The sequence below is a fragment of the Puia sp. P3 genome, from assembly GCF_050632245.1.
Lineage (GTDB): Bacteria > Bacteroidota > Bacteroidia > Chitinophagales > Chitinophagaceae > Puia.
In genome coordinates this window covers 2,379,073-2,399,208 of the sequence record NZ_CP192583.1, presented here as the reverse complement: position 1 = coordinate 2,399,208, position 20,136 = coordinate 2,379,073, and the positions used below count along the sequence as shown (strand labels likewise).

Annotated in this window: 22 protein-coding genes and 1 pseudogene; 15 read left to right on the top strand and 8 right to left on the bottom strand. The window is 55.6% G+C overall.

Annotated features, from left to right (window positions below; genetic code table 11):
* Positions 1 to 81 precede the first annotated feature (81 nt).
* Positions 82 to 315: a hypothetical protein gene (locus ACQ86N_RS14340; RefSeq protein ID WP_431215731.1), complete on the top strand. Its 234-nt coding sequence runs from the start codon at positions 82 to 84 to the stop codon at positions 313 to 315.
* 136 nt (positions 316 to 451) lie between these two features.
* The gene (locus ACQ86N_RS14335) at positions 452 to 2,668 is read left to right on the top strand and encodes a glycoside hydrolase family 3 N-terminal domain-containing protein (RefSeq protein WP_431215730.1); all 2,217 of its coding nucleotides are present in this window, start codon (positions 452 to 454) and stop codon (positions 2,666 to 2,668) included.
* On the opposite strand, the gene ACQ86N_RS14330 is transcribed toward ACQ86N_RS14335, so the two are convergent.
* The gene (locus ACQ86N_RS14330; protein ID WP_431215729.1) at positions 2,662 to 3,576 is read right to left on the bottom strand and encodes a sugar phosphate isomerase/epimerase family protein; all 915 of its coding nucleotides are present in this window, start codon (positions 3,574 to 3,576) and stop codon (positions 2,662 to 2,664) included. The genes ACQ86N_RS14335 and ACQ86N_RS14330 overlap by 7 nt on opposite strands.
* Positions 3,577 to 4,453: 877 nt before the next feature.
* Between ACQ86N_RS14330 and ACQ86N_RS14325 the strand changes: the two genes are divergently transcribed.
* The 9 genes from ACQ86N_RS14325 (at position 4,454) to ACQ86N_RS14285 (ending at position 11,210) form a co-directional block, all read left to right on the top strand.
* Positions 4,454 to 5,881 carry an ABC transporter ATP-binding protein gene (locus ACQ86N_RS14325; protein ID WP_431217417.1) on the top strand — a complete coding sequence of 476 codons (1,428 nt, stop codon included), beginning with the start codon at positions 4,454 to 4,456 and terminating at the stop codon, positions 5,879 to 5,881.
* 57 nt (positions 5,882 to 5,938) lie between these two features.
* Positions 5,939 to 6,790: a S41 family peptidase gene (locus tag ACQ86N_RS14320; RefSeq protein ID WP_431215728.1), complete on the top strand. Its 852-nt coding sequence runs from the start codon at positions 5,939 to 5,941 to the stop codon at positions 6,788 to 6,790.
* Positions 6,678 to 6,968, top strand: coding sequence for a S41 family peptidase (locus tag ACQ86N_RS14315; protein ID WP_431215727.1), 291 nt, complete (start codon positions 6,678 to 6,680; stop codon positions 6,966 to 6,968). The genes ACQ86N_RS14320 and ACQ86N_RS14315 overlap by 113 nt, the downstream gene beginning before the upstream one ends.
* A 24-nt stretch (positions 6,969 to 6,992) precedes the next feature.
* On the top strand, positions 6,993 to 7,829 hold the full coding sequence (locus tag ACQ86N_RS14310) for a hypothetical protein (protein ID WP_431215726.1): 837 nt from the start codon (positions 6,993 to 6,995) through the stop codon (positions 7,827 to 7,829).
* Entirely contained in the window at positions 7,768 to 8,562 is a 795-nt protein-coding gene (locus tag ACQ86N_RS14305; protein ID WP_431215725.1) for a M28 family peptidase, read from the top strand. The genes ACQ86N_RS14310 and ACQ86N_RS14305 overlap by 62 nt, the downstream gene beginning before the upstream one ends.
* Positions 8,563 to 8,758: 196 nt before the next feature.
* Positions 8,759 to 9,484, top strand: coding sequence for an FAD-binding protein (locus tag ACQ86N_RS14300; protein WP_431215724.1), 726 nt, complete (start codon positions 8,759 to 8,761; stop codon positions 9,482 to 9,484).
* The gene (locus ACQ86N_RS14295; RefSeq protein WP_431215723.1) at positions 9,481 to 9,948 is read left to right on the top strand and encodes a GMC family oxidoreductase N-terminal domain-containing protein; all 468 of its coding nucleotides are present in this window, start codon (positions 9,481 to 9,483) and stop codon (positions 9,946 to 9,948) included. Before ACQ86N_RS14300 ends, ACQ86N_RS14295 begins: the two co-directional genes overlap by 4 nt.
* A complete protein-coding gene (locus ACQ86N_RS14290) occupies positions 9,929 to 10,651 on the top strand; it encodes a GMC oxidoreductase (RefSeq protein ID WP_431215722.1) in 723 nt (240 codons plus the stop codon). Before ACQ86N_RS14295 ends, ACQ86N_RS14290 begins: the two co-directional genes overlap by 20 nt.
* An 85-nt stretch (positions 10,652 to 10,736) precedes the next feature.
* Positions 10,737 to 11,210 (top strand): gluconate 2-dehydrogenase subunit 3 family protein, encoded by a 474-nt coding sequence (locus ACQ86N_RS14285; RefSeq protein WP_431215721.1) that lies wholly within the window; start codon positions 10,737 to 10,739, stop codon positions 11,208 to 11,210.
* A gap of 63 nt (positions 11,211 to 11,273) precedes the next feature.
* Here the strand turns inward: ACQ86N_RS14285 and ACQ86N_RS14280 are convergent, their stop codons facing one another.
* From ACQ86N_RS14280 to ACQ86N_RS14265, 4 genes are all read right to left on the bottom strand, one after another.
* Positions 11,274 to 11,528, bottom strand: a complete 255-nt coding sequence (locus tag ACQ86N_RS14280) for a hypothetical protein (protein ID WP_431215720.1) — start codon at positions 11,526 to 11,528, stop codon at positions 11,274 to 11,276.
* Between the two features lie 414 nt (positions 11,529 to 11,942).
* Positions 11,943 to 12,920: a gliding motility-associated C-terminal domain-containing protein gene (locus tag ACQ86N_RS14275; protein ID WP_431215719.1), complete on the bottom strand. Its 978-nt coding sequence runs from the start codon at positions 12,918 to 12,920 to the stop codon at positions 11,943 to 11,945.
* A gap of 74 nt (positions 12,921 to 12,994) precedes the next feature.
* On the bottom strand, positions 12,995 to 13,321 hold the full coding sequence (locus ACQ86N_RS14270; RefSeq protein ID WP_431215718.1) for a hypothetical protein: 327 nt from the start codon (positions 13,319 to 13,321) through the stop codon (positions 12,995 to 12,997).
* A complete protein-coding gene (locus ACQ86N_RS14265) occupies positions 13,318 to 13,977 on the bottom strand; it encodes a hypothetical protein (RefSeq protein WP_431215717.1) in 660 nt (219 codons plus the stop codon). Before ACQ86N_RS14265 ends, ACQ86N_RS14270 begins: the two co-directional genes overlap by 4 nt.
* Before the next feature lie 579 nt (positions 13,978 to 14,556).
* On the opposite strand from ACQ86N_RS14265, the pseudogene ACQ86N_RS14260 reads away from it, so the two are divergent.
* The 3 genes and pseudogenes from ACQ86N_RS14260 (at position 14,557) to ACQ86N_RS14250 (ending at position 18,708) form a co-directional block, all read left to right on the top strand.
* Positions 14,557 to 16,694 (top strand): annotated as a pseudogene (locus ACQ86N_RS14260) (sodium-translocating pyrophosphatase).
* A gap of 196 nt (positions 16,695 to 16,890) precedes the next feature.
* The gene (locus ACQ86N_RS14255; protein ID WP_431215716.1) at positions 16,891 to 17,466 is read left to right on the top strand and encodes a BlaI/MecI/CopY family transcriptional regulator; all 576 of its coding nucleotides are present in this window, start codon (positions 16,891 to 16,893) and stop codon (positions 17,464 to 17,466) included.
* Positions 17,467 to 17,559: 93 nt separating this feature from the next.
* On the top strand, positions 17,560 to 18,708 hold the full coding sequence (locus ACQ86N_RS14250) for a M56 family metallopeptidase (protein ID WP_431217416.1): 1,149 nt from the start codon (positions 17,560 to 17,562) through the stop codon (positions 18,706 to 18,708).
* A 153-nt stretch (positions 18,709 to 18,861) separates the two neighbouring features.
* Here the strand turns inward: ACQ86N_RS14250 and ACQ86N_RS14245 are convergent, their stop codons facing one another.
* The gene (locus ACQ86N_RS14245; RefSeq protein ID WP_431215715.1) at positions 18,862 to 19,005 is read right to left on the bottom strand and encodes a hypothetical protein; all 144 of its coding nucleotides are present in this window, start codon (positions 19,003 to 19,005) and stop codon (positions 18,862 to 18,864) included.
* Between ACQ86N_RS14245 and ACQ86N_RS14240 the strand changes: the two genes are divergently transcribed.
* Positions 19,004 to 19,165 carry a hypothetical protein gene (locus ACQ86N_RS14240; RefSeq protein ID WP_431215714.1) on the top strand — a complete coding sequence of 54 codons (162 nt, stop codon included), beginning with the start codon at positions 19,004 to 19,006 and terminating at the stop codon, positions 19,163 to 19,165. The two genes, ACQ86N_RS14245 and ACQ86N_RS14240, sit on opposite strands and share 2 nt — an antisense overlap.
* On the opposite strand, the gene ACQ86N_RS14235 is transcribed toward ACQ86N_RS14240, so the two are convergent.
* Complete coding sequence (locus ACQ86N_RS14235; RefSeq protein ID WP_431215713.1) at positions 19,146 to 19,568, bottom strand: WbqC family protein; 423 nt, start codon at positions 19,566 to 19,568, stop codon at positions 19,146 to 19,148. The genes ACQ86N_RS14240 and ACQ86N_RS14235 overlap by 20 nt on opposite strands.
* The gene (locus ACQ86N_RS14230) at positions 19,568 to 19,765 is read right to left on the bottom strand and encodes a WbqC family protein (RefSeq protein WP_431215712.1); all 198 of its coding nucleotides are present in this window, start codon (positions 19,763 to 19,765) and stop codon (positions 19,568 to 19,570) included. The genes ACQ86N_RS14235 and ACQ86N_RS14230 overlap by 1 nt, the downstream gene beginning before the upstream one ends.
* Between the last annotated feature and the right edge of the window lie 371 nt (positions 19,766 to 20,136).

Genomic DNA, 20,136 nt, shown 5'->3' with positions numbered 1-20,136 from the left:
AATGTAAAAAAAGAGATCGACGGAGAATTTGAGGAGCTGCCCAAACCCAATCTCTACCTCACCAAGAAGAGTCTGCGCAAGGTGCTGCGAAATACGGCTAAGCAGATCCGTTATACCGGTTCGGCTCAGGCAGAGGTGGAACTGCTGACCTATTTCTGCCGGAAGATTCGGGCCGCCAAAATACCGGTAAAGGACAGCCCCGTGCTGACGAACCTTTACAAGCAACAGCTGAAAAAGGTCCGCGCCGCTATCGCCACGATGCACGAAGACCTCCAGTACGACTACCTCAGGGCGCTGAACGGACTCGAGGATTGAAAGGGCCGGCCCGGTGCGTCGGCGGGCCCCGAACGCATGCTGCCCCTGTTAAATTAGTATCAGAAATGATCAAAAGTTCATGCCCGGACCGTGAACCGGCAGCTTATCTTTAAAGCATGCAAAAAGAATAAGCCTGTTGGGCGGACTCCTGTTATCCCTTTCCCTGTTTGCACAGGAAGGTGCCGGCGGGAATAAAGTGACGGCACTGCTGCGGCAGATGACGCTGGACGAAAAAATAGGACAGATGACCCAGGTGACGCTGGGCGTTATCTCGAAGCCGGAAGACGGCGTCCTGGATCCGGCCGCGCTGACGAAGGCGGTACAGGAGTACAAGGTCGGATCGATCCTGAACGTTACCAACCACGCACTGAGTGTGGAGCAGTGGCACAAGGTGCTCACACAGATACAGGACGAGGCCGGCAGGACCAGACTGAAGATACCTGTCGTCTACGGACTGGACGGGATCCACGGGCAGACCTATACACTCGACGCGACGCTGTTTCCCCAGAGTATCGGTATGGCCGCAACCCGCAACCCGGCGCTGGCCGCGGCATTGGCCAAGGTCACGGCCAAAGAGCTGCGCGCTTCGGGGGTCCGCTGGAATTTTGCACCCGTCCTCGACTGTGGCCGTCAGCCGCTGTGGTCGCGGTTCCCCGAGACCTATGGCGAAGACGTATATATTGGAAAGACGATGGGTGCGGCTGTTATCAAAGCCTTTGAAGAGGACGGACTGAAAACGCCGACGGCCGTCGCCAGCTGCATGAAACACTATCTGGCTTACTCCGCCTCCCGCACGGGCAAGGACCGGACGCCGATATACCTGCCCGAGACAGAAATGCGCGAATATTACCTGCCCCAGTTCAGGGCGGCCATAAAAGCCGGCGCCTCGACGCTGATGGTCAACTCCGGCGAGATCAACGGCACGCCGGTTCACGCCAGCAAATACCTGCTGACCGATGTACTCCGCAAAGAGCTGGGGTTCCAGGGCGTCATCGTCACCGACTGGGAAGATATCATCCGGCTGCACACACGGCATAACGTGGCGGCAACCCCAAGGGCCGCTGTTGCGATGGCCATCAACGCCGGCATCGACATGAGCATGGTGCCGATGGACTTTTCCTTCTTTGTTCTCCTGAAGGAAGCCGTACAGAAAGGCGAAGTGCCCGTTAGCCGCATCGACGACGCGGTCCGGCGCATCCTGCTGCTGAAAGAGAAGCTCGGCCTCTTCGACAATCCCTATCCCGAACCCGCCGCCGCGGGCAATTTCGGGCGACCGGACTATCAGACGCTGGCCCTTCAGGCTGCGCACGAAGCTATGACCCTGCTGAAGAACGACGACGGTGCGCTGCCGCTGCAGCGAAATGTGCGCGTGCTGGTCGCCGGCCCATCCGCCAGAAGCATCAGCGCCCTCAACGGCTGCTGGAGCTATACCTGGCAGGGGAAAGACGAGCGCTGGTATCCTTCAAACAGCAAGACCATATTCGACGCGCTGAGCGATAAGTTAGGCGCTGACAAGGTCACGACTACCGCTGTGGCCGGCTTTGACAGCCCTGCAAACTATGATACGGCTGCCCTTAAGGGCGCTGCCGCGGGCGCGGACGCCATCGTCCTCTGCCTGGGCGAGAACGCCTACGCGGAAAGTCCCGGCAATACTTCAGACCTGACGCTGCCCGAAGAACAGCAGGCCCTGGCGCGTGTCGCCGCGGCCACGGGCAAGCCCGTCATACTCGTACTGACAGAGGGGAGACCCCGGCTCATCACCGGCATCGCTCCGCTGATGAAGGGAATCCTGCAGGCCTACTGGAGCGGAAGGAAGACCGCCGAAGCCGTCAGCGACGTCCTGATGGGCGACTACAACCCGGACGGACGCCTGCCCTACAGCTATCCGCGCAGCATGGGAGAAATGGTGCTCTACGACCGTAAGCCGACGGAAGACATCCGGGAGATCTTCAACTCGGACATGACGATGGACGGCTACCACCCGCTGTTTCCGTTCGGATGGGGACTCAGCTATACCCGCTGGGACTATGGCGAGCCTGCGCTGAACACGAACAGGCTGACCGCGGGAAACCGGCTGACGGTGAAAATAACGGTGACGAATAGTGGTAAAATGGACGGAAACCATACCGTCGAACTATATACGAGACAGCACTATTCCAGCGTCACGCCGAGCATGCGGCGGCTGCGCGCGTTCAAAAAGATATTCCTGAAAGCCGGTCAGTCGCAGGAGGTCAGTTTTACTCTTGACGGGAGCGACCTGGCATTCGTCAACGCACAGCTAAAGACCGTGACGGAGCCCGGAGACTTTGACATTTATATTGGAGATAAGAAGGCCGTATTCAGTTATCAGTAACCCCAGTTCTTCATGATCGCCAGGTCCGCCTTTGCGCAGTCCAGCGGGGTCTTGCCCTGATAGGACTCCTGTTCGATGATGAAGACGCGGGTCCCGCCCGATTTTTTTCCAAGGTCACAGACCTGTTTCGTATTGACGATGCCTTCTCCGAGGATGGTGCTCTCGAATTTGTCCCTGCCTGCGGCAGTGGTCGCAGACTTGATCTCGTCCTTCACGTGCATCAACTCGTACCGGCCCGGGTATTGCATGACGACGGCGATCGCGATAGCGCCGCCGTTGTAGAGATTGCCCATATCCAGCTGGTGAGCGACCAGTGCGGGATCGGTATTCTGCATGATGATATCGTAGACCTTTTTATTGTTGAGGACGGAGCTGAACTCAAAATCGTGGTTGTGGTAGCCGAATTTCATCCCGTGCTTTTTGCAGAGTTCGCCGCTCCTGTTAAAAACGTCCATAAAACGCATCAGGTCGTCGTAGGTCTTGCGCTGGGCTTCTTCCAGCGAAGGGCTGACGACGTACTGCTGACCGGCGATGGCCGCGTCCTCTACCGTCTTTTTCCAGCTGTCAGAAAAATCCTTTGTACTCTCGTTCCAGTCCGAAGCGCCCAGCCGCGTGTGCCCGCTGATCATCTTCAATCCGAGGCCGTCCAGCTGTGCTTTGAACTCTTTTGCCGGGGAGCCGTAGAACTTGTGGTCGACGTACCCCGCGTGCTCGACGTATTTGTAACCCATTTCAGCCAGCTTCTTCAGCGTACCGGAAGGATCGGCTTTCATTTCGTCACGAACGGAATACAGCTGAAGGCCCGTCACCCCTTTCTTAAAATAAGAGGACGTTTCGCGTGGAAGAAAACTGGTAGCAGCCACCGCAAGGGCGCTATTCCTGATAAAGGTTCTGCGGGAGTAGCCCATGGAATCTGGATTGATAAAGTGAAATAGATTAAGAACTTCGGTCTTGTATACTACTAACGGATTGTTCTCAACGAATGTAATTTTTTTGCTGCCGGAGCCAAATAAATTTTAAGGGTATTACATTTACAGCGTTTATCAGCGACTATGGAAAAACCAAATAAAAAGGCTGTCTGGAAGAATATATTCCGGCTCATCATGCCTTACAGGCGAAAATTTATCTGGGTGGTGACGCTGGGCCTGCTGAGCACGGGTGCCAGCCTCGTCGAGCCGCTGATCTATCGCGAAGCCATCAATGACGTAGCCGGTCTGTTCGTGAGGCAGGCGAGAGAGAACGCGCAAAAAGACCTCGGCCTCGATTCGGAAGACGTAGAGAGCATCCGGTCGACGTTTCGGGCAGAAACGGCGGACTCGGCGGCGATGGCGGTTGACTCTGCCGCAGATTCGGCGGCTGACTCCGCTATCGTGATCCCGCCGCCACCACGCCGGGACTCCGCCACGGCGACGCCACCACACCGGGACTCCGCCACGGCGACGCCACCACACCGGGACTCCGCAGCGGCAAAGCCGCTCCTGCATGGCCGTCATCGTCATGGCAAAAAGGTTACGCCGCCACCTGCCGTCAAACCTCCGGTCAAACATCCCGAACCGCACCGCCAGGGACATGTCGCTGCGCGTTCGCCGCAACAGGCGTTGAATACACTGCTATGGTCGGTATTCTGGCTCTTTATCATCAATCTTGCCGCCACCCTTTTGTGGCGTCTGGCGGAGAATACCAATACCCGTCTCTCCTGTTTGATCGAGCAGCGTTTCATACAGGGCACCTTCTCGCACGTGCTGAGGCTCCCCTCTCTTTTTCGGCAAGCGCAGCAGCGCCGCCATCGCCAAACAGATCGACCAGTCCGAGGAGGTCACCGGCATCGTCAATGGTTTTTCCCAGCAGATACTCCCCGAGCTGATCAGCCTGGCTGGTATTTTGGCCATTATGTTCTGGCAGAATGTCGCGCTGACCTCTGTGGCGCTGATCACGATCCCGTTCTATATCCTGATCGCCTGGCGCAGCGCGGGCAAGCTGGAGTCGGGCCTCTCCATTTATTATTCGCGCTGGGAGGAGGTCTCCTCCCGAATCCAGGACGGGCTCACGGGTATCAGGACGGTGAAGCTGTCGGGGGCGGAGGACCGGGAGGCTTCGGGTCTTCAGAATGTCGCCGACCGGGCCTACCAGGACTATATCCGGCGCGCTCGTCTCTCCAATAAGTATGTGTTCTGGGAGACGATGCTCTCTCACCTGTCCACGGCTCTGGTGCTGGGCTATGGTGGTTATCTGACGCTGGAGAACAGGCTGACGCCGGGGGACGTGGTTATGTTCGTCGCGTATCTGGACCGGCTCTATGGTCCGATCGACACGCTGGCCAGCCTCTGGGTCGAGTTGCAGCAGAACGTGGCCTCTATCGCGCGGGCCTTTCGTCTGCTGGACAATGGCGCCGAAGAGAAGAAGGGCAGCGGACTTGTCATCGGCCTGGGCAGGGTCGAGTTTTGCGACGTCCGTTTCAGCTATACGCCGGATCGAGAAATATTGCGTGGGGTCTCCTTCACCCTCGAGCCGGGCCGGGCTACCGCGCTGGTAGGACCGTCGGGAGCGGGAAAGACCACGACCATCGACCTCCTGCTCAAGCTATACGAACCCTCCGGGGGCAAGATCCTCATCGACGGCCAGGAGCTGAATTTGCTGGACGCCGCCAGCGTCCGAAGTCAGATCGGCGTCGTATCCACCGACGGCGCTATTTTCCGGGGAACGCTGCTGGACAATATCCGGTACAAGCGTCCTTCGGCCACGGACGCCGAGGTGCTCGCGGCGGCGATGGCGGCGGGGTTACACGGTACTCTGCAGCGGCTGCCACAGGGACTGCAGACGCCAGTAGGCGAAAGCGGACTCGGCTTGTCGGTCGGAGAAAGACAGCGGATCCAGATCGCCGGGGTGCTGGTGGCCAAACCGCGGATCCTCGTGCTGGACGAGGCAACCGCCAACCTGGACTATTCCACGGAGGCCGAGGTAAGACGGTCCATCGAAGCCGCCCGGGCCTCCACCACGATCGTGATCATCGCGCACCGTTATTCCATGGTGCGGGACGCCGACCAGGTGATCGTGCTGGACGAAGGGCAGGTTCTGGAGGCCGGAAGTCCGGCTCAGCTGCTGGACGAGGGCGGCTGGTTCAGCGACTGGGCGCAGTCGGCGGCGGAGGAAGAAGAAGAAGAAGATCAGGAGGAAGAAGCTGAAGATGGCGAAGAAGATCCCGAAGAAGAATAATATTTTATGGAAATTTGGACTGCCAGCGTCTTATTTCGTCATATAAACACGATCAGCATGCTCCGACCGATATTCCTGTCCCTTTTGCTGCTTGTTCTCGCATCGGCCTTTGGCCAGTCCCCGTCCATCCGCGACAGTATCGAAATGCCCTGCCGGCAAAAAGCCGGGAGGCTGCTGGACGAGACGCTGGGTTTCATGGAAAAGAACTACTACCGGCGCGGCGACGTATCGTGGCCTGTGCTGGCCGCGGAAGCCAAAGCCCGGCTTCGCGAAGCAGTCAGCTGTGAAGACGCCTATGCGACCATCAGCTGGTGTTTTCATCAGCTGAATGAACCCCACAGTTTCATCATGCCTCCGGATAAGGCAAGCCGTTATACCGGCGAGTCCGACGGGCCGGATATGCCGCTCCCCGACCTTTCGCTACTGGTGGGCGAGATCAGGGGAGAATGGCTGCAGGACAGCATCGCCTACCTCACCATCCCCTGGGTGAGCTCGACCGACTCCCTTGTCTGTCTGCGAATTGCAGACAGCCTTCAGACGCTGATAGCCCGGCTCGACAGCCGCAATATCTCAAGGTGGATCATCGACCTGCGCAAGAATTCCGGCGGCAATTGCTGGCCGATGCTGGCGGGTATCGGTCCCCTGCTGGGAGACGGTGTCTATGGCTATTTTGTATCGGGGGACCAGCGGATCCCGATCTCCTACAGAGACGGCTCCGCTTTTCCAGGGCCGGCATGTTCTATGCCGGGTGAGCAGTCGCGGCTACAGGACGCGGAGCGACCGCAAGTCGATCGTCGTGCTGACCAGCCGGAGGACCGTCAGCGCTGGCGAGATCGTCGCCCTTGCTTTCAGGGGGCGGGCGCAGACCTGTCTGATCGGCGAGCCAACGGCGGGGCTGACTACGGCTAACGCTACCTACGAACTTTCCGATAAGAGCCTGCTCGTGCTCACTGTCTGTCAGGAAGCCGACCACAAGGGCAATATCTGCATGGGCAGCATCCAGCCGGACAGACTGGTGGCGACTTTACCCGAAGGAGCGGAAGACCCCGCACGGAACGCGGCGCTTGCCTGGCTGCAGGGGCAGTAAGGATTTTGGTGTATATTACACCCTATGCATCATCAACTACTACGCTACTCGCTGCTTGCTGTTCTCACAGGCGGGGTCATCGCCTGCAACCAAAACGGCACTAACAATCCCGCCGACACCGGCGGGACGCCTTTTATAAAGGATAGTTTGATATCAGAGATCAGGACGCTTTCATCCGATTCCTTTCAGGGACGCCGTCCCTTCACCGCCGGCGAGAAAAGGACGATCGACTATCTTGTCCGGTCCTATACTGCGCTGGGCCTCGAGCCGGGCAACGGCAAGAGCTATACCCAGGACGTTCCGCTGGTAGAGATCAGTCCCGCCGCCCCGTCCGCGATGACCGTCGCGTCTCCCAAAGCAAAGTTGTCTTTTCAGAACCTGAACGACTTTGTCCTGTGGACAGAAAAGCCGGATTCCGTCAACACCCTCGACGACAACGAAATCGTATTCGCCGGCTTTGGCGTAGTCGCCCCCGAATATAACTGGAATGACTATGCGGGATTGGACGTGAAAGGAAAGACCGTTGTCGTCATGGTCAACGACCCGGGTTTCTATGACTCCACGCTGTTCAAGGGACATACCATGACCTATTATGGACGCTGGACCTACAAATATGAAGAGGCGGCAAGACAGGGCGCGAAAGCCTGTCTGATCATCCACGCCACGGCGCCAGCCTCCTACCCTTTCCAGGTGGTGCAGACCAGCAATGGCGGCGTCAAACTCCACCTGGACACGCGCAACAGCCCCGCTCCACAGGCTGACGGTCCAGGGCTGGATCACCAGCGAAACGGCGCAAAAGATGCTCGCGGCGGCGGGAAAAGACAGCAGTCTGCTGGAGAGCGCCAAAAAAAGAGGGTTTAAAGCGATTCCGCTGAACCTGAAGCTATCGGCTTCCGTGAAGGCTAAACACGTCTATGATCTTTCCCACAACGTCGTCGCGAAAATCACGGGAACAGAACACCCGGACGAGTATATCATCTACTCGGCGCACTGGGATCATCTGGGAATCGGAAAGCCCGACGCAAAAGGCGATTCGATCTATAATGGAGCGGCCGACAATGCCAGCGGCACGGCGGCTATCATGGAGATCGCGCGCGCATTCATGAAGGGACCGAAGCCGTGGCGCACGGTCGTCTTCCTGTCGGTAACGGCGGAAGAGCAGGGACTGCTCGGTTCCGCCTGGTATTCGCAGCACCCGGTATATCCGCTGGCAAAGACGGTGGCCAACCTGAATATCGACGTACTGAATACTTACGGACCTACAAAAGATATTACCTACAGTGGCAAGGGGCAGTCCGAACTGGAAGACTATCTGGCGGAAGAGGCGAAGAAGCAGCAGCGGTATATAGCGCCGGAGGATCATCCGGAAGCCGGGCACTATTTCCGCAGCGACCATTTCAATTTTGCCCGCGCGGGTGTTCCTTCGCTGACGGCTGATGGCGGTGTGGATGACAAAACCCGGGGCCCGCTTTCGGAAAGAAGAAGCACGATGAATACACCAGCGAGCGCTATCACCAGCCGGCGGACGAATACAACGCCGCGACCTGGAATCTGGATGGCGCACTCGGGGATATGCTGCTGGTATATAATATAGGACAACGCCTTGCCGATGGCCGTGAATGGCCGGCATGGAAGGGGGTTCTGAGTTTAAGACAATCCGCGACCAGTCGTCGGGTGAACGAAAATAAAATTTGTTTGCTGTTTTGCTAAACCTTTAAATTTACCTTTTTCACTTTTGAGACCCTGCGAAGGGTTCGTCCAAAGTAAAGTACAAAAACCATCAATCAAGTATGGGAGACCTCCATATCAAGAAGCAGCCTAAAAAATACGATGCAGTTATTGTGGGATCAGGCGCGGGCGGTGGCATGGCCGCCTACGTGCTGGCGAATGCAGGGCTGAAAGTATGTCTGATCGAAGCGGGACCGATGTTTGATCCGAAGACGGATAGCAATCAACTGAGAAGCGCCTGGGAGTCGCCGCGCAGGGGCGCATCCACCAAATTTCGTCCCTTTGGTGATTTCGACGGCTGCTACTGGGGCTGGGAAGTGGATGGAGAGCCTTATACCCAAACCGGCAACCCCGGTACGACGTCGTGGGAATGGTGGCGCGCCCGTATGCTGGGCGGCCGTACGAACCACTGGGGTCGTATCTCTCTGCGTTTTGGCCCCAAGGATTTCAAACGAAAGAGCATCGACGGACTTGGCGATGACTGGCCGATCGGCTATGATGACGTCAAGCCTTACTATGATAAAGTAGACAAGCTCATCGGAGTTTTCGGCACCAACGAAGGACTGGAAAACGACCCCGACGGCTTCTTCCTGCCTCCTCCCAGACCGAGGCTTCACGAGCTGATGATCAAGAAGGCTGCGGGTACTGTCGGCGTCCCCGTCATCCCCTCCCGGCTATCGATTCTGACCAAGCAGATCAACAACGAACGAGGACAGTGTTTCTTCTGCTCGCAGTGCGGCCGCAGCTGCAAGGTCTATGGCGATTCTCTTCTTCTTCGGTCCTGGTGATACCCGCCCTGAAAACTGGTAATGTCGATCTGGTGACCAACGCCATGGCCCGCGAAGTGCTGACCGATAAAGAAGGTCTGGCTACCGGCGTTTCCTATATCAATAAGGAGGACATGCAGGAGTATCAGGTCAGTGGAAGGACGGTCATCCTTGCCGCGAGCGCCTGTGAAAGCGCAAGGCTGCTGTTGAACAGCAAATCGCCGCGCCATCCCAATGGGCTGGCCAACAGCAGTGACGTAGTCGGCAGGTATCTCCACGATTCGACCGGTGCCGATATGGGCGGTATACTGCCGCACCTGATCGACCGCAAAAGATACAACGAGGACGGGGTCGGCGGCATGCACGTGTATGCTCCCTGGTGGCTCGACAACAAGAAGCTGGATTTCCCCGAGGCTATCATATCGAATTCGGCGGCGGCATGGGCATGCCTCTTTATGGCTTCCAGTGGGGTATCGAGCAGCTGAACGGCAACTCCCAGGTGATGGGTACGAAAAAGGAAGCGGGCGGCTATGGCGCCGCGCTGAAAAAGACTACCGCGCCCTCTATGGCGCTTCCGTACATATGGCGGGCCGCGGCGAAGCGGTTGCAAGAAGGGAGAACTACTGCGAGATCGACCCGAAGGTCGTCGACAGGTACGGTATTCCGGTGTTGCGTTTCAACGTCAGCCATTCCGAATACGAGATCAAGCAGGCCAAGCACATGAAGGAGACCTTCTCGCAGATACTCCACGCGATGGGGGCCGTCGTCACGCACGGGCACAAGGACGGCGATCACAACAACTGGGGGCTGCACGCACCGGGCAATATCATCCATGAAGCGGGCAGCGTGAGGATGGGCAACGATCCCAAAACTTCGCCGCTGAACAAATGGAACCAGGCGCACGAGGTGAAGAACCTCTTCTGTATGGACGGTGGTCCGTTCGTCTCGCAGGCAGACAAGAACATCACCTGGACCATTCTTGCGCTCTCGATGCGCGCGAGCGAGCATCTGATTGACGAAATGAAAAAAATAATATTTAAATACAGACCACCATGGACAGAAGAAAATCGATCAAAGCCCTTCTCGTCGGCGGCGTCAGTACCGGCGTACTGGTCGAGGCCTGTACTAACCCGGAAGACAAAAAGCCGGAGCAGAAAGCAGACGCACAGGCCGGTGAAAAAGACCTGAACCCCAGCGGCTACAACCGGATGAAGGAAGAGCTCGCGCACGAAAAAGAGGTCAGGTCTAAAGCTACTTTTTTACGCCGGAGGAAATGGCGACGATCACCATACTGGGTGATATCATCATCCCGAAGGACGATATCAGCGGAAGCGCGTCGGAAGCAAAGGTACCCGAGTTCATCGAGTACATCGTCAATGATATGCCGGAACACCAGACCCCGATGCGGGGCGGTCTCCGGTGGCTGGACATGCAGTGCCTCAACCGCTATGATAAAGCGTTCAAGGACTGCGACGGCAAGCAACAGATGGAAATGGTCGACGATATCGCGTGGCCGGATAGGGCGAAGGACAAGCCGTGGCTGACCCAGGGTGTGGCGTTCTTCAATCTGATGCGCAACCTTACCGCCACCGGATTTTACACCACTCAGATCGGCTACAAGGATATCGGTTATGTCGGTAATGTGCCCAACCAGTGGAATGGGGTCCCTCAGGACGTACTGAAGCAGTATGGGATCGCTTATAGCGAAAAAGAACTGAAGGAATGCGTGAGCTTTGACAAGGCTTAGGTCTTTTAGAGCGCAAAATAAAAAAGCCCGTCAATGACGGGCTTTTATGTTGTAAGTAGTTAGTTAGTTCGAGAGTGGTTTATAGTAATAGCCTTCTTCGCTGAGCACAAAACTGTTGGGTACAAAGCTCAAAAGGGATTTCTTGACCATATCGGTAGCTTCCTGCTGGTAGTGCTCTCCTACCTCAGGAGTTTTCATGGCAAACTGCCAGCTCTGGATCTTCAGCAGTGCGATCCTGCTTTCCTGCAGAAGATAATTGTCAAAACGTCTGAACTCCTCAGCCAGGTGGTCCTGATTGTTACGGATATAAGGGGTCATAGGGATTGCATTAGATTTTAGAAGATATTGGATATACTTGAAAAACGCCGGATCGATCGCAAAATTGTGTCCTTTTTGCACTAATTCCTTGGCCAGGAATCTTTTTCCCACCCAGGGAAGTCAAATCTGAGCCGGAAACTTGCAAATGTTTACATTACAAGGGCTTAGGTTTTGGCACTTGTTTCGCATCCTATACATCAGACCACAACGAACAAGTTCTTATCAAGATATTACCTTACACCATGTTGACGGCCATCACATTGTACAAAAGGTTTTTTTGGTTTTTTTCAGGCTTACAGGTTCTTCTACAAAAATTCAAAAATGAGAAGGCCCCCGCTACCGGGGGCTTTTTTATTTCTGGTTGGTTCCACACGGGAGGGTTTCTACCCCTGGGCGGCGGGGTCCTGCCGGGGACTACCTTATCAGTATGGAGGTCCCCTTTCTGAGGAACGGCTTTTTGCTGTCGCGGTCGACATACTGGAGGAACCAGACATAGGTGCCCGCGGGGGCATCGGTGCCGTGTATCCGCCCATCCCATCGGTCGGTCCAGCTGTGGGACTCGTACACCATTTGTCCCTCGCGGTTGAAGACTTTAAAAACGAGGTTATCCGCCTTGAATGCATTCAGGGGATAGAGATAGTCATTGAGTCCGTCCCCGTTGGGAGTAAAGGCCGTCGGCACCGCGATATAGCAGGATTTGAGTACGTCGATCTTTTGTATGGCCGTGTCCTGGCAGCCGATGCTGTTGTTGCCGACGATCAGCCGGATCGTATAATAGGTCTCCTCACCCGTGATGGGATAGAGATGGTCGATGGGCGTCTGAAGATTGCTGGTAGTGCCGTCGCCGAGGTCCCAGTCCCAGTAGTCGACCAGGCCGGTGCTGTTGTTTTTATACTGGGTATAGTCCCGCGGGCAAACGATATTGGGGGCCTCGAAAGCCGCTTTTACTTCGTTGTTGAGCGCGATTGAAGTCTTTAGCGTATCGCTGCAGACGCCGTTGCTGACGACGAGCAGCATGCTGTGCGTGCCGGTAGCCGGATAGATATGGCGGGGAGGATTCTGCGCGCGGCTGGTATCGGTATTGTCAAAGACCCACATCCACTGGTTGACGCCGTCCTTTGAAGGATAGGACATGTCGATGGTATCCATTTTACATCCCTCGAGGAGCGAGGCCCTGAATGCCTGGGCAGAGACGGTATCGCTGGTCACAAAATCAAGATGGGACGTGGGGGTCGGAAGGCCGCATTCGTCGTAAAATGTATTGCCGTCGTCACCCAGTTGGAGCGTGATCCGGAAATTGCCGGCCGTCTGGATCGGGGCGGAAAGATTGACCTGGATCATGCTTGTATATCCGGAAGCGTCGCAGTTCATGCTGACACCCGCGACCGTCACGGGAACCGGACCGGTGACGCTGAAATCCGATCCATCGGCTGCGACTGACGAACAGAGTATGCCTTTTTTAAAGATCAGCCGGATATTATTAGGGGCGCAGCCCGGGGGACCATGCTGTCCATCGGCGTCGGGACGGGCGCTACCAGTGTAAAGGTCACGGACTGGCCGACAGGTATCTGGTTATTACAATTGTCTTCCAGTGTAGTTCCGTCGGAGCCCAGGGCGGCCGCGACGGTGTAGGTGTTGCCGACGACGAGCGAACCGTTGAGGGTCAACCTCACGGTGTCCATGTCGAAACCGCTGCTGCAGGCGTTGGCGGTCGCGCCTGTTATTTTTACTCCCGGCGGCAGCGGCGTAATCAGGAAATCGCTGCCGTCGGGCGCGAGGCTGCTGCATTTCATTTTTTTGTTGAGCGCCACGTTGATCGTGCCGCCGAAGCAGACCGGCGTCGCGGACTTCTGCACCGGATTGACCGGGTCGGTAATGCTGCCCGTTCCTCCCGAAAAAACCAGCGAGTAGCCGCTCTGGTTAGTATTGGTAAAATGGCTGACGAGCAGCAGATAGTTATGCCCTGGATGATATTGGGCATCGAGTTCATATTGGGATAGGCCGGTCCTGCGCAGTTGATCGAACCGTTCTTGTTATCACTGGTACCCGTGCCTGCAGAATTGGAAGACCAGTTGCCGCTGACAAAGAGGCTGGACTGTGTGTATACGTCGTTCGGATCGTGGCCGGTCACGTCGAAGATCTGCCAGTCGTAGTCGTCCGACGACGTAGTGGGGGTGATGAGAAAACCCAGCGTGCCGCTGGTATAGCAGGTGAATTTATACCAGAAAGGATTGATGTCTGAATACTGCGCGTTGTCGGAACAGGGTACCGGGATCCTCGCCCCCGGACAGGGTGGTACTGAATCCTGCTTAAAGGTGGAGATCCCGCAGACCGGAAAGGCCGTGCCGGGAGTTTGTCCAAGGGTGGAGCAGCCGTTGATCTGACCCCTTGTCTGGAGGGTAGTGGCAGTAAGGACGGTCAATAGAATAAGCAGCTGTCGGAAAAGCATGTGTCACTATAAAGTTAAGTACCGGGACGAAACCTTCAGGCTCCTGGTTGTCTTTTGATTGTTAAATCGTTGCGAACGTTGCAAGTATCGGTCCGAAAAGGCCAGAAATGCCGTATGGTCCAATTTTGGATAAAAATTCCGGAAATGGGAATACAGGGTGTCTCCAAAAATACATAAATTATTGAACATCAAAAAATTATCCGACTGGCATGCATTTCGATTCCCCTTATACAGCAGTGAATAGCAAGACCCTTAGTAGTATCTGGCTCTTGACCCTTACAACCTGAGCACAGACCCCTAAACCCGGGAGAGTTTTTTTGGTTCAGAGGCCCAAATCAATTCTCGTTGAGTTTGATGAATGAACGATCTCTGGCCCTATAACTGAAGGTAGGTCCGGGATCGTTCTTCTTTTATGTCCGGGCTGGTTCTTTCGGGTCCGGCTAATTCTTTTTGAGGCCTGGATTCGCGGCCCTCATTTTTTTATCTTATATATTTTTCCCCTATTTTCGCCATCTTTTGACTATCTGCTGGTAAATAACGATTGCAGAGAGTAGAAATTCTGTATTGAACTACACACTTATGGACAAATTGATCTATTTAGTTCCCGTACTGGGGGCCGTCGGTCTTCTTTACACGTTTATCAAATTCTCCTGGGTTTCCAAGCAGGATCCGGGCAACCAACGGATGCAGGACATCAGCAAGCACATCGCTGAAGGAGCGATGGCCTTTCTGAAAGCGGAGTGGAAGATCCTCTCCTATTTTGTGGTCATCGCCGCCATCCTCCTCGCGCTGATGGGCAACAGCAATCCGCATTCGCACTGGTTCATCGCCGTTGCATTTATCATAGGTGCCGTATTGAGCGCGACTGCCGGCTACATCGGTATGCGCAGCGCTACAAAAGCCAACGTGAGGACTGCACACGCGGCCCGAACCAGTCTTGCAAGCGCCCTGAAGGTATCTTTCAACGGCGGTTCGGCCATGGGATTCGGCGTCGCCGGTCTGGCGGTCCTTGGTCTTGGTGGTCTCTTTATTATTTTGAAAGCCATATTCGCCCCCGAAGCGGCAGTCAATTCCGAAGAAATGCAGCGTACGATCGAAGTCCTGACGGGCTTCTCGCTGGGCGCTGAATCGATAGCTCTTTTTGCGCGTGTGGGTGGTGGTATTTATACGAAGGCGGCCGACGTAGGCGCCGACCTGGTGGGTAAGGTGGAAGCGGGCATCCCCGAGGACGACCCCCGCAACCCGGCCACGATCGCCGACAACGTAGGCGACAATGTGGGAGACGTTGCAGGCATGGGAGCCGACCTGTTCGGCAGCTATGTAGCAACCGTACTGGCCACCATGGTACTCGGCCAGGAAACGCAGTCCGACGATATGTTCGGCGGTATGGCGCCGATACTTCTTCCGATGCTGATCGCCGGCGCCGGTATCCTTTCTCTATCGTAGGTACGTGGTTCGTCCGGATCAGCGATTCGGCCGGGATCAATACACATACGGTTCAGAAAGCGCTCAACATGGGTAACTGGGGTTCGATCATCATCACGGCCATTGCCTGTATCGGTCTGGTCAATTACGTACTGCCTGAGACCATGGTCCTGCGCGGTGTTGAGTTCACCAAATGGGGCGTGCTCGGCGCTATCGCCGTCGGCCTTGTGGTGGGCACTCTGATGAGCATTATTACAGAATACTATACGGCCATGGGCAAGCCCCCGGTGCTGAGCATTATCCGGCAGTCGGGTACGGGCCACGCAACGAATGTCATCGGCGGTCTCGCCGTAGGGATGCAGTCCACCTTCCTGCCGATACTCGTGCTGGCTGGTGGCATCTATGGCTCTTACGCCTGCGCCGGTCTCTATGGTGTTGCAATTGCCGCCGCGGGTATGATGGCGACGACCGCAATGCAGCTGGCCATCGACGCATTTGGTCCGATTGCCGACAACGCCGGCGGTATCGCGGAAATGAGCGAGCTGCCGAAAGAAGTGCGCGAGAAGACAGACGTACTCGACGCCGTTGGTAATACCACTGCTGCTACCGGTAAGGGCTTTGCGATCGCATCCGCGGCGCTGACGGCGCTGGCGCTGTTCGCCGCGTTCGTTGGAGTTGCAGGTATACAGGGCATCGATATCTATAAGGCAAAAGTGCTGGCCAGTCTTTTCGTCGGCGGCATGATCCCCTTTGTCTTCTCGTCCCTCGCCATTCAGGCGGTTGGTGAAGCGGCCATGGCGATGGTGGAAGAAGTCCGCCGGCAGTTCAGGACCATTCCTGGATCATGGAAGGAACGGGCACGCCGGAATACGACAAATGCGTGGCTATCTCCACCCAGAGCTTCTATCAAAAAGATGATCCTCCCCGGAGCGATCGCCATTCTTTTCCCGCTGATCATCGGCTTCCTGCTCGGACCCGAAGCGCTGGGCGGATTCCTCGCCGGTGCGACCGTCTGCGGCGTACTGATGGGTATCTTCCAGAACAATGCCGGCGGCGCCTGGGACAATGCCAAGAAATCGTTCGAGAAAGGCGTGGAGATCAACGGCGAGATCCACTATAAGAAATCCGATCCTCACAAGGCGTCTGTAACGGGTGATACGGTTGGCGATCCGTTCAAGGATACCTCGGGACCTTCTGATGAATATCCTCATCAAGCTGATGTCCATCGTGTCCCCTGGTCATCGCCCCCACCCTTGCTTCTCTCTTCCACACCCGCGAGGGCGTTGCGGTGAAGCACAAGCAGGTGGAAAAGACGGTCGTCGTAAGCCCGGCTGCTCCCGGAACGGCTGTTGTAACGATGCATTAACAAAAAAGTAAGGGGTTTTTGTTCTCTTTTGAAATGCAAACCCTATCTTTACTACCCTGACGCGGATGTTTTTCGATGTCAGCAAATTACGACACTAATCAGATCCAAATACCAAAGTCCCGGTGTTTCCACATCGGGGCTTTTTTTGTCCGGTCGTTTCCGGCGTGAACCGACTACTGGCCAGTGCGGTGGCCCTCCGGGTGAACCATACCCCCCGCGTGAACGCGCCGTCGGGGACCTCTCCTCATATTTTTCGCCATACCTTAACATCCAATTACGAAATATGTCGTAAATTAGTTGACAAATTTTCTTTTGTATGTCCAGTAAGACTATTAAACCTACAGAGAGCGAGCTGGAGATCCTGCGGGTCCTCTGGGAGAAAAGCCAGAGCCAGCGTCAGAGAGGTACACGAGGAGCTGCTCAAAACGAAGGAGTCCGGCTATACCACCACTCTCAAGCTGATGCAGATCATGCACGAAAAGGGGCTGGTAAAACGCGACGATTCTTTCAAGACCCATATTTATCAGGCCTCGGTAAGCAAGGAAAAAACACAGAAACATCTGGTGGGGAAGATGATCAATTCCCTGTTCGGCGGTTCGCCGGCCGTGCTTGTCCTGCAGGCGCTCGGTAATCACAAGGCTTCGGCGGCCGAGCTGGAAGAGATACAGCAGCTATTGGATAACCTGAAAAGTCAATAACCATGCACATCCTGACCCAATCCGCTTTACTGCAGGCACTGGGCTGGTCGCTGTTCAACAGTCTCTGGCAAATGGGTTTGCTGTGGCTATTGTATCAGCTGTTTATCCTTATTTTTCAGCAAGGCTCCCGCCCATACCCGTCATGCCTTCCTCCTCCTGCTCCTTCTCGCCGGTACGGGCTGGTCGGCGCTGAGCTTTGCTCTTACCTGGATTACGGGTGGACCGGGCTTTTCGGGCGCTTTTCCGATACGACCCGTCCGCGAATTCATCGCATCTGTCATCCCCTATGGCTCATCGCTTTACCTACTGATTCTCATTATATTATTGTCGAGATACTTCTATTTTTACTTTAGCTCCATGCGCCTCGCCCGCCATGGACTTTCGCGCATAGCGCCGGAATACAGGGTCTTCGTTGTCCGGAGCGCGAGCCAGATGGGTATCCGGCAGAAGGTCGGCGTCTGGTTGTCTTCGAGGGTACAGGTCCCCGTGACCCTGGGCTTCCTGAAGCCGGTGATCCTCCTCCCTCTGGCGATCTGCAGCAATCTTACGACCGCACAGGTCGAGGCCATCCTCATCCACGAGCTGGCGCATATCCGCCGAAATGACTTTTTGCTCAACCTGGTGGTAACGCTGCTGGAAGGGCTGTTCTTCTTCAACCCATTCGTACGCCGGCTAATCGCCGACCTCCGAAAAGAGCGGGAACACTGCTGCGACGACCAGGTGCTGCAGTTCAGCTATGACCCGCACAGTTATGTCTCTGCGCTTCTGGCCGTAGCCAGCAATGACCGGCAGACGGCGCTGGCGATGGCGGCGACGGGCGGCAGCAACGACCAGCTGCTGCTGCAACGGGCGAAACGTATTCTGATGAAGCAGCGCACCGGCGACAAACCGGGGCCTTTCGCCCTGCTGTTCCTGGTGCTTCTGCTGACGGCGGTATCCCTGACCCGGCCAAACCGGCCGGCTCCGCCACCCCAGCCGCTTACGGCGCAGCCTGCCAAAATCGAGCCCGCCGGAATGCCAACAACCGCGAAGACGGAAACCGTCAGGCCCTCTACCATCCCGGATCATATCGTCTTTAATCATACAGCCACCATTCCCCCGGTGCAGCCTCAGCACTGGAGACAAGGGATCCTCGTTTGTCGGGGCCGCCGGAGCGGAGCGCCGACCGCCGATGGAAGGGATTGCCCGAACGAACCGCCATCCGGTAGTCGAAGAAAAGGTAATGGTGATCAATACCGCTGAAGACGGCGGGTGGAAAACAACCAGGGGACCTCGTAGCCATTATCCAAAAGGCGGACCGGGAATATTCGATCAACCAGAAGAAGGCCGAGGTTCCCGAACAGGCCAGAGAGAAAGGACTACCCTTCGTGCCAAATGCCAGCTTTACCTTCCACTCTAGTGGAAGAGGATACGCTCCGTCCCGAGGAGAAACTGGCCCGCCTCCAGATGGAGGCCCAGCGGGAGATCGCCCGGAGCATGCAAAAACTGCAGCTTGACCTGATGGCGCAGCTCGATATGATCAAACAGCGGCAGCAGCATGCTGGCCGAAGGCTATACACAGGAAGGACAGGAGAATCTCAAACAACAGAGGGCCCTTATCGAACAGCAGCTGCGGCTGCAAAGGGCCTATATCCAAAAACTGGACGAGCTGCAAAAACGCCTGAAGAAGGCCCGTCACCTTACGATCGTATATATTTAATTGCTTCTTTTCCGGTACAAAAGATAAGGTCCAGGACGGACAATCCAGGGATGAATCCTGTCCGCTCCTCGAATACCTGACGGTACCGGACGGGCGAAACCTCGTCCAGTTGGACCCGGCGGCCGGGGGAAAACCGCCCCCGCCAATCCACCTCTTCTTCGGATGAATAAGCTGGTTTATAGCTTTCCGTCAGCGATATCTCCACCGGCAGACGCAGTCTTTTTACCACCCATTCAAAGCAGGCCCGGTTGAAATCCATCAGGGCTTCATACCGCGTTTTGTACAATATCTCCAACTCGTCTTTGTAAAACTCGAACCAGGGCGAACGGCTATAGCAGGAGACGATCGTCTTCCAGTGCTGGGCTTGCCAGGGCTGAGCGTCTGCAATTCTGACATCCTTCATCAGGGTTTTTGGTCCCTTCCTCCTTCGAGCGGAATGTTCAGATTGATGATCCCTTCGCCACCCGTGATCTGACAACGGTTGCGAAAACTCATTTTTTGATAGGTCTCATATTGTTCAAAAACGATATTCGAAAATTCAGACGAAATTTTAAAGAGGTTGACGTTTGGAAAATATTGCAAATCAGTTATTAATGTCATAATTTTTATTAAATAGAACGGTTTTGTTGCAATTTGCAAAACTGGCGATTATTGATCCGAAACCGAGATTGCAAATGATCTATTTTAAATAGATATAATTGGTGATAAACCTATGTATATCAACTAGTAAACTCACTTTAGAAAATACTACCAATCCTGGCAACCTATTTCCGGCTAAAAAGCGGTGTTCCACGCCGGAAAAACCAGGGGTATTAGCCCGGTCTTTTAAAAATACAAAATCCCTCAGAGGCCGGAAAAACAAAAATTGGCTCCCGGTTGTCACGGGCTCCCCCACCCCTTTAAATCGTCTTATTTTGCCTCCTGGCGGCAAGGCAGGTCCAAACAGGGGCCAGACAATCTGTCATCGGAAA

Bases quoted from the DNA above. Each gene is read 5' to 3' on its own strand.
- ACQ86N_RS14285 (WP_431215721.1), top strand. From the start codon at position 10,737: ATGGCGACGATCACCATACTGGGTGATATCATCATCCCGAAGGACGAT.
- ACQ86N_RS14305 (WP_431215725.1), top strand. From the start codon at position 7,768: ATGCTCGCGGCGGCGGGAAAAGACAGCAGTCTGCTGGAGAGCGCCAAA.
- ACQ86N_RS14320 (WP_431215728.1), top strand. From the start codon at position 5,939: ATGCTCCGACCGATATTCCTGTCCCTTTTGCTGCTTGTTCTCGCATCG.
- ACQ86N_RS14330 (WP_431215729.1), bottom strand. From the start codon at position 3,576: ATGGGCTACTCCCGCAGAACCTTTATCAGGAATAGCGCCCTTGCGGTG.
- ACQ86N_RS14245 (WP_431215715.1), bottom strand. From the start codon at position 19,005: ATGCTGCTGCCGCTGTTTGATCATATCGAGCTGCGCCATCAGGTCAAG.
- ACQ86N_RS14270 (WP_431215718.1), bottom strand. From the start codon at position 13,321: ATGAAATGCAGCAGCCTCGCGCCCGACGGCAGCGATTTCCTGATTACG.
- ACQ86N_RS14265 (WP_431215717.1), bottom strand. From the start codon at position 13,977: ATGCTTTTCCGACAGCTGCTTATTCTATTGACCGTCCTTACTGCCACT.
- ACQ86N_RS14280 (WP_431215720.1), bottom strand. From the start codon at position 11,528: ATGACCCCTTATATCCGTAACAATCAGGACCACCTGGCTGAGGAGTTC.
- ACQ86N_RS14235 (WP_431215713.1), bottom strand. From the start codon at position 19,568: ATGAAGGATGTCAGAATTGCAGACGCTCAGCCCTGGCAAGCCCAGCAC.
- ACQ86N_RS14240 (WP_431215714.1), top strand. From the start codon at position 19,004: ATGCTGGCCGAAGGCTATACACAGGAAGGACAGGAGAATCTCAAACAA.
- ACQ86N_RS14300 (WP_431215724.1), top strand. From the start codon at position 8,759: ATGGGAGACCTCCATATCAAGAAGCAGCCTAAAAAATACGATGCAGTT.
- ACQ86N_RS14230 (WP_431215712.1), bottom strand. From the start codon at position 19,765: ATGACATTAATAACTGATTTGCAATATTTTCCAAACGTCAACCTCTTT.
- ACQ86N_RS14310 (WP_431215726.1), top strand. From the start codon at position 6,993: ATGCATCATCAACTACTACGCTACTCGCTGCTTGCTGTTCTCACAGGC.